The organism is Pseudomonas sp. NPDC099000 (assembly GCF_044759925.1).
Classification (GTDB): Bacteria; Pseudomonadota; Gammaproteobacteria; order Pseudomonadales; family Pseudomonadaceae; genus Aquipseudomonas.
The window spans coordinates 1-13,714 of record NZ_JBIWAF010000042.1 but is presented as its reverse complement, the minus strand read 5'-3'; the positions used below and the strand labels follow the sequence as shown (position 1 = coordinate 13,714).

At 61.0% G+C, this 13,714-nt stretch carries 14 protein-coding genes; 9 read left to right on the top strand and 5 right to left on the bottom strand.

The window, feature by feature from the left end:
* Nucleotides 1-14: 14 nt before the first annotated feature.
* Nucleotides 15-1,481 (top strand): purine-cytosine permease family protein, encoded by a 1,467-nt coding sequence (locus ACIQV9_RS27510; protein WP_403108121.1) that lies wholly within the window; start codon nt 15-17, stop codon nt 1,479-1,481.
* Entirely contained in the window at nt 1,474-2,403 is a 930-nt protein-coding gene (locus ACIQV9_RS27505) for a PfkB family carbohydrate kinase (RefSeq protein ID WP_403108119.1), read from the top strand. Before ACIQV9_RS27510 ends, ACIQV9_RS27505 begins: the two co-directional genes overlap by 8 nt.
* A gap of 190 nt (nt 2,404-2,593) precedes the next feature.
* Here the strand turns inward: ACIQV9_RS27505 and ACIQV9_RS27500 are convergent, their stop codons facing one another.
* The 4 genes from ACIQV9_RS27500 to ACIQV9_RS27485 all read right to left on the bottom strand — a co-directional run bounded on the left by ACIQV9_RS27500 (nt 2,594) and on the right by ACIQV9_RS27485 (nt 5,289).
* Complete coding sequence (locus ACIQV9_RS27500) at nt 2,594-2,848, bottom strand: hypothetical protein (protein WP_403108116.1); 255 nt, start codon at nt 2,846-2,848, stop codon at nt 2,594-2,596.
* A gap of 46 nt (nt 2,849-2,894) precedes the next feature.
* Nucleotides 2,895-3,233 (bottom strand): hypothetical protein, encoded by a 339-nt coding sequence (locus ACIQV9_RS27495; protein ID WP_403108114.1) that lies wholly within the window; start codon nt 3,231-3,233, stop codon nt 2,895-2,897.
* A gap of 84 nt (nt 3,234-3,317) precedes the next feature.
* Nucleotides 3,318-4,523 carry an MFS transporter gene (locus tag ACIQV9_RS27490; protein WP_403108111.1) on the bottom strand — a complete coding sequence of 402 codons (1,206 nt, stop codon included), beginning with the start codon at nt 4,521-4,523 and terminating at the stop codon, nt 3,318-3,320.
* A gap of 112 nt (nt 4,524-4,635) precedes the next feature.
* Nucleotides 4,636-5,289, bottom strand: coding sequence for an HD domain-containing protein (locus ACIQV9_RS27485; protein WP_403108108.1), 654 nt, complete (start codon nt 5,287-5,289; stop codon nt 4,636-4,638).
* A gap of 255 nt (nt 5,290-5,544) precedes the next feature.
* On the opposite strand from ACIQV9_RS27485, the gene ACIQV9_RS27480 reads away from it, so the two are divergent.
* From ACIQV9_RS27480 to ACIQV9_RS27455, 6 genes are all read left to right on the top strand, one after another.
* Nucleotides 5,545-6,027 (top strand): GNAT family N-acetyltransferase, encoded by a 483-nt coding sequence (locus ACIQV9_RS27480; protein ID WP_403108105.1) that lies wholly within the window; start codon nt 5,545-5,547, stop codon nt 6,025-6,027.
* A 192-nt stretch (nt 6,028-6,219) separates the two neighbouring features.
* A complete protein-coding gene (locus ACIQV9_RS27475) occupies nt 6,220-7,212 on the top strand; it encodes a 2-dehydro-3-deoxygalactonokinase (protein ID WP_403108102.1) in 993 nt (330 codons plus the stop codon).
* 19 nt (nt 7,213-7,231) lie between these two features.
* The gene (locus ACIQV9_RS27470) at nt 7,232-7,852 is read left to right on the top strand and encodes a 2-dehydro-3-deoxy-6-phosphogalactonate aldolase (protein WP_403108099.1); all 621 of its coding nucleotides are present in this window, start codon (nt 7,232-7,234) and stop codon (nt 7,850-7,852) included.
* A 46-nt stretch (nt 7,853-7,898) separates the two neighbouring features.
* Nucleotides 7,899-9,047 (top strand): galactonate dehydratase, encoded by a 1,149-nt coding sequence (dgoD, locus tag ACIQV9_RS27465; protein ID WP_008152275.1) that lies wholly within the window; start codon nt 7,899-7,901, stop codon nt 9,045-9,047.
* Between the two features lie 168 nt (nt 9,048-9,215).
* Entirely contained in the window at nt 9,216-10,526 is a 1,311-nt protein-coding gene (locus tag ACIQV9_RS27460) for an MFS transporter (RefSeq protein WP_403108097.1), read from the top strand.
* 60 nt (nt 10,527-10,586) lie between these two features.
* On the top strand, nt 10,587-11,390 hold the full coding sequence (locus tag ACIQV9_RS27455; protein ID WP_403108095.1) for an IclR family transcriptional regulator: 804 nt from the start codon (nt 10,587-10,589) through the stop codon (nt 11,388-11,390).
* Here the strand turns inward: ACIQV9_RS27455 and ACIQV9_RS27450 are convergent, their stop codons facing one another.
* A complete protein-coding gene (locus ACIQV9_RS27450; protein WP_403108092.1) occupies nt 11,391-12,443 on the bottom strand; it encodes an NAD(P)-dependent alcohol dehydrogenase in 1,053 nt (350 codons plus the stop codon). It lies immediately after the preceding gene.
* Between the two features lie 192 nt (nt 12,444-12,635).
* On the opposite strand from ACIQV9_RS27450, the gene ACIQV9_RS27445 reads away from it, so the two are divergent.
* Entirely contained in the window at nt 12,636-13,526 is an 891-nt protein-coding gene (locus tag ACIQV9_RS27445) for an AraC family transcriptional regulator (protein ID WP_109633793.1), read from the top strand.
* The last annotated feature ends 188 nt before the right edge of the window (nt 13,527-13,714 follow it).

Here is a 13,714-nt window from a genome sequence, read left to right as displayed (position 1 = left end):
CAGGAGCATTTTTCATGAGTTCATCGAACACCGGGCAAAGCGCCGGGCAACTGGAAACCCGAGGCATCGAACCGGTGCCGGAAGCGGAGTGCAACGGTCATCCGCTGCAACTGTTCTGGGTCTGGTTCGCGGCCAACATTTCCATCCTCGGCCTGCCGCTGGGTGCCACGCTGGTGGCGTTTCGCGGGTTGGCGATCTGGCAGGCGATCATCGTCGCGATCCTCGGCGCCGCGGGTTCTTTCGCGGTGGTCGGGATCATCTCCATCGCCGGTCGCCGTGGTCGGGCGCCGAGCCTGACACTGTCGCGCGCCATCTTCGGTGTGCGCGGCAACATCGGCCCGACCCTGGTCTCGCTGATGTCGCGGCTGGGCTGGGAAACCGTCAACACCACCACCGCCGCCTTCGTGTTGCTGTCGCTGTGCTCGATACTGTTCGGTTCGCCGGTGGAAGCCAAAAGCGCGCCGGTGTTGACCCTGATCTTCATCGCAATTTTCGTGCTGCTGACCTTATCGGTGTCTGGCCTCGGTCACGCCACGTTGCTGGTGATCCAGAAGTGGGCCACTTACGTGTTCGGTGCGCTGAACATTCTGGTCGGCGGCTTCCTTTGCGCCACCATCGACTGGAGCGCGGTGTTCAACGCCACGCCTGCGCCGCTGAGCGCGATGATCATCGGCGTCGGCACCATGGCTGCCGGCACCGGGATCGGCTGGGCCAACGCCGGCGCCGACATGTCGCGCTACCAGCACCGCAGCGTCAAAGCCGTGCGCCTGGTGGCGTCGGCGGCCTTCGGTGCGGGGATTCCGCTGGTGCTGCTGATCACCCTCGGCGGCCTGCTGTCGGTGGGCAATAATGACCTGGCCTCGGCCACTGACCCGATCATCGCGATCCGCGACATGCTGCCGACCTGGATGGCCGTGCCGTACCTGATCACCGCGTTCGGCGGCTTGCTGCTGTCGAACAACCTGTCGGTTTATTCCGCCGGTCTGACCACGCTGACCCTCGGCCTCAAGGTCAAGCGCGTGTACGCCGTGGTGGTCGACATCGTCGCGATCTTTGCCGGTTCGATCTACTTCATGCTGATCGCCGACAGTTTCTATGGCCCGTTCATTACCTTCATTTCGTTGCTGGCAGTGCCGATCACGGCGTGGGTCGGGATCTTCGTCGTTGACTTGATCCATCGTCACTACTACAGCCCCAAAGACCTGCTGGACGTCAGCCCGAGCAGCGCCTACTGGTACAACGGCGGCATCGAATGGCGCGCGTTTGGTGCGTGGGCGCTGGCGATCGTGCTGGGTTTCAGCTTCACCACCATTGGCACCACCGAACAAAACGTCTGGTTCCGCGGTTTCCTGTCCGACTCTTGGCTGGGCCATAACGGCCTCGGCTGGATCGTGACGTTCCTGGTGGCCGGCGGAATTTATTTTGTACTCGGTGGGGCCAGGGATCGTCGTGCCGCAATGACTGAGAACGCTCATGCCTAGATTGCTGCACACCGGCCAGGTCATCATCGACCTGGTCATGGCCGTGGATAAATTGCCTCAACCGGGCGGTGACGTGCTGGCGCAGTCCGCCAGTTTCGAAGCCGGCGGAGGGTTTAACGTGATGGCCGCCGCCCAGCGGAACGGTTTGCCTGTGGTCTACCTCGGTCGTCATGGCACCGGTCGTTTCGGCGACCTGGCCCGTGAGGCGATGAAGACGGAAGGCATCCGGATCGGCATCGCGCACAAGGCTGAACGGGACACGGGGCTGTGCGTTGCGGTGACCGATGCGTCGGCCGAACGCAGTTTCATTTCCTACATCGGCGCCGAGGGCGAATTGACGGCCGAGGACCTGGCGAACGTGCCGGCCGATGCGGGTGACTACGTTTACGTCAGCGGCTACAGCCTGCTGCATACCGGCAAGGCCCAGGCGCTGGTGGACTGGGTGCTGGGTTTGCCGAACGCGGTCAACGTGGTGTTCGATCCTGGCCCGTTGGTGGATTCGCCGGATGCGCCGTTGATGCAGATGTTATTGCCGCGCATTGATGTGTGGACCAGCAACAGTGTCGAAGCGCTACGGTTTACCGGGGCGTCGGACATCACCGAGGCGCTGGACAGGCTAACCGCTCATCTGCCAGCCGAGGTGTTGATGGTGGTCCGCGATGGGCCGCAAGGGTGCTGGATCAGTCAGCGCGGTGACCGTCAGCATGTGCCCGGTTTCAAGGTAGAAGCGGTGGACAGCAATGGTGCCGGCGATGCCCATGCCGGGGTGTTTCTGGCCGGATTGGCGCAAGGGTTGTCGGCGGGTGAGGCGGCGCGGCGGGCGAATGCGGCTGCGGCGTTGGCGGTCACTCGGTGGGGGCCGGCGACTTCGCCGGGTACTGCCGAAGTGGATGAGTTGATCAGGAAGACATTTAGTGTCTGAGACTGACGTCTTCGCGGGCAAGCCTCGCTCCTACAGGGGATTTGTGTTGTTCGCAAATCCCCTGTAGGAGCGAGGCTTGCCCGCGAAGGGGCCAGAAAAATCACTGGAGATTCTGAAGGGATTTCTCCTGCTGCTTGTAGAGTCGGTCAAACGGTCGCAGCCACGCACGACTGCGACCTGATTCATCTTGCTAAACGTCCAGCTTTCGCGCCGCCTCAACCCCAGCCGCGCTGAGTTTGATCGGCAGTTGCAGCGAGTGTTCGCCGGCCTCGTTGCAGGTCACATGCCCGTGCTGAATTAGCCCGCGATCCTGCAGCGTGGCGAGGGTGCTGGCCACGACTTTCTCCCCCCGGTAATTGTCCAGGACCTCCTTGCCCAAGCCACCTGGATGGGCGTGCAACAGACGGGTCAGGACTTCTTTCTCAAGGTTTTTATCGACGTTCATGGGTACCTCTTCATGGATGTGGATAGGTGCAACTCGCATGGGCGAACTATTGGCTGGCGCCGCCTTCGGAACCCGAGCCACCGGTGGTGGTTTTCGAGCCCATGCCGGCGCCGGCGTTATCCGGTGTCTGCGTGTCCGGCAGGTTCATTCCGCCTTGACGGCCCGCATCGTTGCCCTGAGTCCGTGGGTCGGTGCCCGTGGATGCAGGCACGCTGCTGTCGACGCCCGTGCCATTGGTGTTCATGCCGGGAGAGCCTTGGGTCGTCGGGTTTTTTTGACCTTCGGCCGGGTTGGTCGGGCCGGTACCGGTGGCGGTGGTCGCCGCGAAAGCGGCAGAGGACAACAGCGTGGCGAGAGCGAGGGCAGTCAAGCGGGACGTGATCATGGTGTCGTCTCCATTCTATTAGAGTCCTTACCTGATATTGGTCCGCCCCCGATTTGGATTGGTGCCTGATGAGCGACGAACGGTTCAGGCCTGCTGAAGCGATTTGGCGCTGACGACCCGGCGCCAGATCAAGCGGCCCACGGTGATCAGCCAGTTCAACAGCCCTACGGCGAGAACTGTGAGTAGAAGTGTCGTCATCCCGTGTTCGACGATGATCTTCCCGGCCAGCAACGGAAAGCCGAACACACCGATGAAGTACGACAGGCTGAACAGCAACAACGATTGCGAAGTGGTGCCGTGCGGTGCTTCGTTCGCCGCCAGACCATTGATCACCGAGTACGTCAGCCCGTAACCGACCCCGAGCATCATCGCCGCCAACACGTAGCTGAATTCGCTGTCGACCACGAAGCCGAACAGCACAATCGACCCCATCATCACGCCCGACAGCAGGCAAGACGCCCGCAACGGGTCGCGCTTGACCACGACACCGGCGATCAACATCCGGCTGCTGATCGCCGCGCCCATGAAGCCGAAAAAGAACAGCGAGTAGTCCAGCGACCGAGACGCTGCGTAACTGGTTTGAAAGCTCGACAGGCCACCGAATACGCACCCGCCGAGGCCGACCATGATGATCGGGAACACTGCCCTGGACGACAGCACCTGAGTCGTCGCACGCCAGGAAATGCGTGCGACAGCGGCGGTAGGCGAGGGCGTTTTTTTCAGCTGTGAATGCAGCCGCCAAAACAGCAACACACCCATCAGGCTGGCCAACGCGGCGAGGTAAAAGGCAGCGGTGACGGGATAACCGAGGGCACTGGCCGCGCGGCCCAACAGCGGACCGCTGCCGATCCCGGTCATCATGCTGCCCGACAGCAGGGCGAAATACTTTGCGCGTTGGGCGGGCGTGACCAGGCTCGCAACGATAATCGGCCCCAAGGTGTAAAACACGCCCCAACCCAGTCCCAGCAACAGTCCGAAAAACAGCAACAGATGGCCGAAGCCCGGTGTCAACGCGAAGCCCAGGCTGGCTGCCACCAACAACACGCCAAACAGCGCAATCGAACGCGCCGCGCCGAGCAGATCGGACAGGTGCCCGGAGACAATCACCGCCGCAAACGTGCTGAGCATCGCCGCCGAAATCACACTGCCGGCATCGTGTTCGTTGCCGCCCCGTGAGCCGATCAACAGCGACAACAAAAACGTCGAGCCGTAGGACAGCGACAGCAAGTAACTGGCGAGGCAAAACAGGCCAAACAATCTGCTTGAGACGTGGAGCGGTGCGGTAGACATAACGCGGTTCCTTGACCCGATAAAGGCGCAATCCCTCTATCTACCATGCACATCGACATTGTTAGGTCCGAGGTTATCGATGCCAGGGTTAGCGCCGGCCGGAGTAATGCGCTCAGGGGATGCCGATTTCTTCCTTGAATAGCTCCATAAAACCCTTCAAGCGCTCATGCCTGATGCGCGCGAGGCGTTGGCCGCTGATCGTCTGGAAACCGTCCGCCAGGTGCAGCAGCTTGGTCTGGAAGTGATCGAGGCAAAAGCGTTTGTCATCGTAGTCCCGCGCTTTCGCTTCCGGGTCTTGCGGGTCGTACAATGCGCTGCCCATGCGCCCGGCAATGTAAAACGTGCGCGCGACGCCGAGCATGCCGAGGGAGTCGAGACGGTCGGCGTCCTGCATGATCTTCGCTTCGAGCGAGGTTGGGGTGATGTTGGCGGAAAAACTGTGGGCTTCAATGGCGTGGGCGACCGCACTGATTCTTGTGCTTGGCCAATCCATGTTTGCCAACACGGCAGACGCCTTTTCGGCGGCCAGGCGTGAAGCCTGCGAGCGCAACGGCGAGTTCTTCTCCACCGCTACGCAATCATGCAAAAGCACCGCCGCCATCAACACTTCAAGCTCGCCACCTTCATCAGCATGAAGCGTGCGCACGTTGTGCCACACCCGTTGCAGATGGGACAAATCGTGGGCGCCGTCTTCCGAGGGTTCCAGCGCATGGGGGAGTAGCTGCGCAGCGAGGATTTGCAGCGGCGCAAAAGCATCAATGGTCATAAACATCCTGTTAAGTGAACGCGCTTATGTGGCGAGGGAGCTTTTGTGGCGAGGGGGCTTGCCCCCGTTTGGTTGCGCAGCAACCCCAGCAAGGTCATCGTAATCTTCCAGATAGTCAGCGTTGAGGATATCAGGACTGCTGCGCAGTCCAACGGGGGCAAACCCCCTCGCCACAAAAGCCACCCGCCGTAAGATTTCCCATGTGGCGAGCGCCGACTTAGTATGGCGTTTTCAACTTTCGACAAAGGCCCGTCCATGACGATCGAGATCCGCCCGGCGACCCCCAGCGATGCACTGCAAATACTCGGGTTCATCACTGAACTGGCCGACTATGAACGTGCCCGCCACGAAGTCATCGCCAGCGTCGCCGACATCGAACGCAGCCTGTTCAGCGAAGGCGCCACCGCCCACGGCCTGATCTGCCTGCGCGACGGCCTACCGATCGGCTTCGCGGTGTTCTTCTTCAGCTATTCCACCTGGCTCGGCAGCAACTGCCTGTACCTCGAAGACCTCTACATCACCCCCGACCAGCGCGGCGGCGGTGCCGGTAAAACCTTGCTGCGCCACCTGGCGAAAATCGCCTGCGCCAATGACTGCGGACGCTTCGAGTGGAGTGTGCTGGACTGGAACAAACCGGCGATCGAGTTTTATAAGTCGCTGGGTGCGCAGCCGCAGGAAGAGTGGGTGCGGTATCGGATGGATGGGGCGGTGTTGCGCGAGTTTGCCGAGGGCAACTGATCTCCAGCAAGGCCTGTTAAATATCGCAGCCATCGGCAGCGCCTGCCTCGATATGCAGACGTCATCGGAGGCTGCGATATTTTTTTTGCGTAGATCCCAATATATGGGAGTGATATTTATATATTGAGATTTCTGCGCATCCGGGTTTATAGTCCAGCTCACTCACTGCCAATAAACAAAACAGGTGAAGCGATGCTGGCGCAATTGATCGCGCTCGATTGGGGGACGACCTCATTACGTGCTTACAAACTCGCCGCGGGTGGCCAGGTGCTGGAACAGCGTTCGCTGTCGTCCGGGATCATGCAACTGCCCCGGACGCCGCGAATCATCAACGGCGAGGCATGTGCCGACGGTTTTGAACTGGCCTTCGACGAGGCGTGCGGTGACTGGCTCGACGCGCAGCCGGATTTGCCGGTGATTGCCTGCGGCATGGTCGGCAGTGCACAGGGCTGGCGCGAGGCGGCCTACTGCGACACGCCGGCGAACGTCGCCAATCTCGGAACTTCCCTACAAACCATTCGCAGTCTTCGTGGTGTCGATGTGCACATCGTGCCGGGCGTGATTCAGCGTTCGCGCTTGCCGAACGTGATGCGCGGCGAAGAAACCCAAGTACTCGGTGTCTTGCAGAATCTGCCGATCGACCAGGGCCGTGATCTGTTGATTGGCCTGCCGGGCAGCCATTCGAAATGGGTGGAAGTGGCCGGCGGTTGCATCGTGCATTTCGACACCTTCATGACCGGCGAGATCTTCGCCGTGCTCAGCGAACACAGCATTCTCGGGCGCACCCAGCAAAAGGGCGCGTCCTTCGATGGCCAGGCGTTTGATCGGGGTGTGCAAGTGGCGTTGTCGGCGGAGGGCGAGATCGGACCACTGTCGACATTGTTCAGTGCCCGCAGCCTCGGGTTGACGGGTGAACTCAGCGCGACCGCGCAACCCGATTACTTGTCCGGCCTGCTGATCGGCCATGAGCTGTCAGCGCTGGCGAACGTTCAGCGGCGCCGACGCAATAGCGTTCATCTGCCGTCGATCATCCTCATTGGTAATTCCCAACTCTGTGCCCGCTACAGCCGGGCCCTCGACGCCTGCGGTTTTGCCCGTGTGACCCTGGCCGAACAAGCCACCGAACGCGGGTTGTGGCAGTTGGCGGTCGCCGCCGGACTGATCGCCGCACACCCACCCCGTTAAACCTGACTGGAGGTCTGACATGCTTAAGCAAGCACTGGCGAAAAACGGTCTGATCGCGATCCTGCGTGGCCTGCGCCCGCAGGAAGCGGCCGCCATCGGCGAAGTCCTTTACGCCGCCGGATTTCGCGTCATCGAGGTGCCGCTCAATTCCCCCGAACCTTATGAAAGCATCCGCATCCTGCGCAGTACCTTGCCCGCCGAATGCCTGATCGGCGCCGGTACGGTGCTGACGCCGGAACAGGTCGAGCAAGTGAAAGCGGCGGGCGGTCAGGTGATCGTCATGCCGCACAGCGATCCCAAAGTGTTGCGCGCAGCGAAGGCGGCTGGGCTGTTTCTGTCGCCGGGCGTTGCCACGCCGACCGAAGCCTTCGCCGCATTGGCCGAAGGGGCGGACGTGCTGAAGATGTTCCCGGCCGAGCAGATGGGGCCGGCAGTCGTCAAAGCCTGGCTCGCGGTGCTGCCTGCGGGAACGATTCTGGCGCCGGTCGGCGGTATTACACCGGACAACATGCAGGTGTTTATCGACGCTGGCGTCAAAGGCTTCGGACTGGGTTCCGGGTTGTTCAAACCGGGCATGACGCCTGAGGAAGTGGCGGTGAACGCCAAGGCCTACGTGGCTGCCTGGAAAGCCCTTCGCTAAGACTTTTTGGCGCTGCGAGCGCTGCATCTATAAGAGAGACAAAAAGATGAAAATCACCAAACTCACCACCTTCATCGTTCCGCCACGCTGGTGCTTCCTCAAGGTCGAAACCGACGAAGGCGTGACCGGCTGGGGCGAGCCCGTGGTCGAAGGCCGCGCGCACACCGTGGCGGCTGCCGTTGAAGAATTGTCCGACTACCTGATCGGCAAAGACCCACGCAACATCGAAGACATCTGGACCGTGCTGTACCGCGGCGGCTTCTACCGGGGCGGCGCGATCCACATGAGCGCGCTGGCCGGTATCGATCAGGCGTTGTGGGACATCAAGGGCAAGGCCTTGGGTGTGTCAGTCAGCGACCTGCTCGGTGGCCAAGTGCGCGACAAGATTCGCGTGTATTCGTGGATTGGCGGCGACCGCCCGGCGGACACCGCTCGTGCGGCGAAAGAAGCGGTCGAGCGTGGTTTCACTGCGGTGAAAATGAACGGCACCGAAGAGTTGCAATTCCTCGATTCCTTCGAGAAAGTCGACCTGGCCCTGGCCAACGTTGCCGCTGTGCGTGATGCGGTGGGCCCGAACGTCGGCATCGGTGTGGACTTCCATGGCCGGGTGCACAAACCCATGGCCAAGGTGCTGATGAAGGAACTCGACCCGTACAAACTGATGTTCATCGAAGAACCGGTGCTCAGCGAAAACTACGAAGCGCTGAAGGAACTGGCGCCGCTGACCAGCACCCCGATTGCCCTTGGCGAGCGTTTGTTTTCGCGCTGGGATTTCAAGCGCGTGCTGAGCGAAGGTTACGTCGACATCATCCAGCCGGACGCGTCCCACGCCGGCGGCATCACCGAAACCCGCAAGATCGCCAACATGGCCGAAGCCTATGACGTGGCGCTGGCGCTGCATTGCCCGTTGGGCCCGATTGCCCTGGCGGCGTGCCTGCAACTGGACGCGGTTTGCTACAACGCGTTCATCCAGGAGCAGAGCCTGGGCATCCATTACAACGAGAGCAACGACCTGCTCGATTACGTGAAAGATCCGCGAGTGTTCGACTACGACAAAGGCTTCGTGAAGATCCCGAACGGCCCGGGCTTGGGCATCGAGATCAACGAGGAATACGTGATCGAACGCGCGGCTGTCGGCCACCGCTGGCGCAACCCGATCTGGCGCCATGCCGATGGCAGTTTTGCTGAGTGGTGATCGACCTCTGACTCACTACAAGTCCCTGTGGGAGCGGGCTTGCCCGCGATAGCGTCCTGTCAGTAACGTCAATGCCGAATGTGCTGCCGCCATCGCGGGCAAGCCCGCTCCCACAGGGTTCTGCGCAAGTTTTCACGACCTCAATAAACATAAGAAGAGGCATTCCCCATGCAACCGCAAACCCTTACCGGGCAGGCGTCGTTGGTGGCACCCAGCCGCAAGCGTTTTTTCATCATGGTGTTGCTGTTCATCACCGTGGTGATCAACTACCTGGACCGCAGCAACCTGTCTATCGCCGCCCCGGCGCTGACCAGCGAACTGGGCATCGACCCGATCCACGTCGGGCTGATTTTCTCGGCATTCGGCTGGACCTACGCCGCCATGCAAATCCCCGGTGGCTGGCTGGTGGATCGGGTTCCTCCGCGCATTCTCTACAGCGTCGCGCTGCTGCTATGGTCGATCGCCACCGTCATGCTCGGCTTCGCTGCCAGCTTCATCGCACTGTTCGTATTGCGCATGGCAGTCGGTGCACTGGAAGCGCCGGCGTATCCGATCAACAGCCGGGTGGTCACCACCTGGTTCCCCGAGCGCGAACGCGCCACGGCCATCGGTTTCTATACCTCCGGGCAGTTCGTCGGTCTGGCGTTCCTGACGCCGGTGTTGGCCTGGCTGCAGCATCAATATGGCTGGCACATGGTGTTTGTCAGTACCGGTGCGGTGGGCATTCTCTGGGCGGTCATCTGGTACGCGGTGTATCGCGAGCCACGGGATTTCAAAGGCGCCAATGACGCCGAAATCGAGCTGATTCGCGAAGGTGGCGGGCTGGTGGATATCCAGGCTGAACAAGCCAAGGTCAAAGCCAAATTCAGCTGGATCGACCTCGGCATCGTGCTGACCAAGCGCAAGTTGTGGGGCATCTACCTCGGTCAGTTCTGCCTCAACTCGACGTTGTGGTTTTTCCTGACGTGGTTCCCGACCTACCTGGTGAAGTACCGTGGCATGGACTTCATCAAGTCCGGCCTGTTGGCGTCGCTGCCGTTTCTCGCCGCTTTCATCGGCGTGCTGTGTTCCGGGTTCTTCTCCGATTTCCTGATCCGCCGCGGCTACACCGTGGGTTTCGCCCGCAAGTTGCCGATCATTGGCGGCCTGCTGATTTCCACCTCGATCATCGGCGCCAACTTCGTCGAGTCGACACCGCTGGTCATTGCCTTTCTCGCGTTGGCGTTCTTCGGTAACGGGCTGGCTTCGATCACCTGGTCGCTGGTGTCAACGCTCGCTCCGGCGCGGTTGCTCGGATTGACCGGTGGGGTGTTCAACTTCATTGGCAACCTGTCGGCGATTACCACGCCGATCGTCATCGGTTTCCTCGCCACCGGTGATTCGTTTGCCCCGGCGATCACCTATATCTCGGTTCTGGCGTTGATCGGCGCGCTTTCCTACATCTTGCTGGTCGGCAAAGTCGAGCGTATCAAGTTGTAGTTGCGGCATGCGGGCGACCATAATGCCACCCGTTCACTCGCTCAACGGTAAAGGCTGGATATGCAGGAAGACGCCCCAAAAATCGCCAAGGACGCCGCACCGACCGGCACCCAGACACTGCTTCGTGGTCTGGGTGTGGTTCAGGCCGTGGCCAGTGGCGCCCGCGATCTCAAGGAAATCGCCCGGCTGATCGGCACCACGCGCAGCACCACTCATCGTCTGGCCAGTTGCCTGGTGGACGAGCGTTATCTGCGTGTGGTGCCGCAAGTCGGTTATCTGTTGGGGCCGAAGCTGATCGAACTGGGTTTCCAGGCGCGTGAAGAGTTGCCCCTGGTGACCCTGGCCGGGCCGTATCTGGATGAGTTGTCGGCGTTGACCGGCGACACCATTCACCTGGCGATTCGTGAAGGCGACGAGGTGTTGTACCTGCACAAGAATCCGGGGCGCAATGGCCCGGAAATGCGTTCGCGGGTCGGCCATCGCATGCCGTTGGCGCGCACCGGGATCGGTAAGGCGTTGATGCTGGATGACTCGCAGAAAGAATGGCAACGGCTGTACGAAGTCAGCCTGCCAGCAGGTGGGAAAAATCAGTTTTGGCCGCTGCACCCGGAGCAGTCCTGGGAGCAGTTTCAGCAGCGCATGATCGAGTACGTGGCCGGCGGTTACGCCTTCGACCTGGAAGACAACGAGCCGTCGATCCGCTGTGTGGCAGCACCGATCCGCGATGCCAGCAAGCGCATCGTCGCCGGCATCAGCATCGCCAGCACCGTGCCGTACATGCCGCTGGAAAAAATGGCCGAGCTGATTCCCCTGATCAAAGGGGTCACAGCCCGGCTGTCGGCGGAGCTTGGCGCGAAGGTTTGATTAGACTTTCAGCGTCGCCATGTCGATGACGAAGCGATACTTCACATCACCGGCGATCATGCGGGCGTAAGCCTCGTTGATCTGGCGGATGTCGAGCATTTCGATGTCGCAAGTGATGTTGTGCTCGGCGCAGAAATCCAGCACTTCCTGGGTTTCGGCAATGCCGCCGATCAGCGAGCCGGCCAACACGCGACGGCTCATCACCAGTTTGCCGGCGTGGACTGGTGGATCGACCGGTTCGATCAGCCCGACCAGAATGTGCACGCCATCGAAACGCAGGGTGTCGAGGTAGGGATTGAGGTCGTGCTGCACTGGAATGGTGTCCAGCAGGAAGTCGAAATGGCCCGCTGCAGCCTTCATCTGTTCGGCATCCGTGGAGACGATCACGTGGTCCGCACCCTGGCGACGACCTTCTTCAGCCTTGCTCGCCGAGCGGGTGAACAGCGTGACTTCGGCGCCCATCGCCTTGGCGAACTTGATGCCCATGTGGCCGAGGCCGCCCATGCCGAGAATCCCGACCTTGTCGCCGGCCTTCACGCCGTAGTGCTTGAGCGGCGAGTAGGTGGTGATGCCAGCACACAGGATCGGCGCAGCGCTGGCCAGGTCGAGTTTCTCGGGAATGTGCACCACGAAATGTTCGCTGACCACGATGCTGTCGGAATAGCCGCCCATGGTGTTGCTGCCATCGACGCGGTCCGGGGTGGCGTAGGTCATGGTCGGACCTTCGAGGCAGTACTGCTCGAGGTTCGACTGGCAAGCTTCGCAGCTGCGGCAGGAATCAACCATGCAGCCAACGCCGACCAGATCGCCGACTTTGTGCTGGGTGACATTCGCACCGATGGCGGTAACTTTGCCTACGATCTCGTGGCCGGGCATCAGTGGGTAAACGGCAATGCCCCACTCGTTGCGTGCCTGATGGATGTCGGAATGGCAGACGCCGCAGTAAAGAATATCGATTGCCACGTCGTCGGCCCGAGGGCTGCGACGTTCGAATTTCACGGGGGCGAGGGGAGTGGTGGCCGACTGGGCGGCGTATCCGATGGCGGTGTACATGATGAACCTCGCAAAAACAGTGACAGGTGAGGTGGGGCATTCTGGGCGCCGTATCTGTCACCGGCCATGGCGATTCCTCCGGGTGTCATGCCTAATCCTCCGGCATCAGCCTTCAATAGGTCGCATTGGCCATCAGACCTGCGATGATGCTTTCATCCCTTTTTCCACGACTTTTTCTGTGAAGAACTCCCCATGTTGTTGACCCGTCATCTCGATGCCAATGCCACGCTGGTTTCGCTGATTGAGCCCCTGACCACTCGCGATGGTTTCGCCGCTACGGCGTTGCCGGGTGTGCAGGTTTTGCGGGCCAGTTGCGATGTGGCACGTGGTCCGCAGATTTATGAGCCGAGCCTGGTGATCATCGCCCAAGGCAGCAAACTGGCGTATCTGGGGCCGCGTACGCTTGAGTACGGCGCCGGGCATTATCTGATCCAGGCATTGCCGGTGCCGTTTGAGTGCGAGACGTTTTCAGCGCCGGACGGGCCGATGCTCGGAGTTTCCATTGCCATTGATCGGGTGCTGCTCGGCGAGTTGGTGTTGGCCATGGGGTTGGTGCCGGGGCGCACGGTTCCTGCGCAAACACTCGAATCCATGACGTCGGCGGTGCTCGACGATGCGATGCGCGGTTGCGTGGAGCGGCTGTTGCGTTGCCTGCACGATCCGCTGGAATGCCAGATCATGGGGCAGGCGCGTTTGCGTGAGTTGTTGTTCGTCGCGTTGCGCGGTCCGCAAGCCGATGTGTTGCGCGCACTGGTGGAACAGCAGGGGCAATTCGCGCGGATTGCAGCTTCGCTCAACCATCTGCACGGGCATTTCACCGAGCCGTTGAATGTGGAAACCCTGGCCAGTTGCGCGAACATGAGTGCGTCGACGTTTCATGAGCATTTCAAGCGCAGCACCTTGTTGTCGCCGGTGCAGTATTTGAAGCGTCTTCGATTGCTCAAGGCGCAGCAGTTGTTGCTCGCCGAGGGCTTGGGCGTGGCGCAGGTGGCGCATCGGGTGGGGTATCAGAGCACGTCGCAGTTCAGCCGTGAGTACAAGCGTTACTTCGAGCGCAATCCCGGAGACGAGCGCGCGGCCTGAGTGGGTAATGGTTCCCCCTGTAGGAGTGAGCCTGCTCGCGATTGCGGTGTGTCATTCGACATCTATTCTGGATGACCCACCGCAATCGCGAGCAGCCTGATCTGGCCTAATGAATTTGGACACATCAATAGGGCGCTATGATGGCGCCCAAATCTGAGGTGTGCATGATGATGCGAAAATCCTATTCC

Excerpts from the sequence above, each read along its gene's own strand:
- ACIQV9_RS27480 (WP_403108105.1), top strand. The coding sequence starts at position 5,545 with ATGACGATCGAGATCCGCCCGGCGACCCCCAGCGATGCACTGCAAATA.
- ACIQV9_RS27460 (WP_403108097.1), top strand. The coding sequence starts at position 9,216 with ATGCAACCGCAAACCCTTACCGGGCAGGCGTCGTTGGTGGCACCCAGC.
- ACIQV9_RS27490 (WP_403108111.1), bottom strand. The coding sequence starts at position 4,523 with ATGTCTACCGCACCGCTCCACGTCTCAAGCAGATTGTTTGGCCTGTTT.
- ACIQV9_RS27495 (WP_403108114.1), bottom strand. The coding sequence starts at position 3,233 with ATGATCACGTCCCGCTTGACTGCCCTCGCTCTCGCCACGCTGTTGTCC.
- ACIQV9_RS27470 (WP_403108099.1), top strand. The coding sequence starts at position 7,232 with ATGCTTAAGCAAGCACTGGCGAAAAACGGTCTGATCGCGATCCTGCGT.
- ACIQV9_RS27475 (WP_403108102.1), top strand. The coding sequence starts at position 6,220 with ATGCTGGCGCAATTGATCGCGCTCGATTGGGGGACGACCTCATTACGT.
- dgoD (WP_008152275.1), top strand. The coding sequence starts at position 7,899 with ATGAAAATCACCAAACTCACCACCTTCATCGTTCCGCCACGCTGGTGC.
- ACIQV9_RS27505 (WP_403108119.1), top strand. The coding sequence starts at position 1,474 with ATGCCTAGATTGCTGCACACCGGCCAGGTCATCATCGACCTGGTCATG.
- ACIQV9_RS27510 (WP_403108121.1), top strand. The coding sequence starts at position 15 with ATGAGTTCATCGAACACCGGGCAAAGCGCCGGGCAACTGGAAACCCGA.
- ACIQV9_RS27450 (WP_403108092.1), bottom strand. The coding sequence starts at position 12,443 with ATGTACACCGCCATCGGATACGCCGCCCAGTCGGCCACCACTCCCCTC.
- ACIQV9_RS27485 (WP_403108108.1), bottom strand. The coding sequence starts at position 5,289 with ATGACCATTGATGCTTTTGCGCCGCTGCAAATCCTCGCTGCGCAGCTA.
- ACIQV9_RS27455 (WP_403108095.1), top strand. The coding sequence starts at position 10,587 with ATGCAGGAAGACGCCCCAAAAATCGCCAAGGACGCCGCACCGACCGGC.
- ACIQV9_RS27500 (WP_403108116.1), bottom strand. The coding sequence starts at position 2,848 with ATGAACGTCGATAAAAACCTTGAGAAAGAAGTCCTGACCCGTCTGTTG.
- ACIQV9_RS27445 (WP_109633793.1), top strand. The coding sequence starts at position 12,636 with ATGTTGTTGACCCGTCATCTCGATGCCAATGCCACGCTGGTTTCGCTG.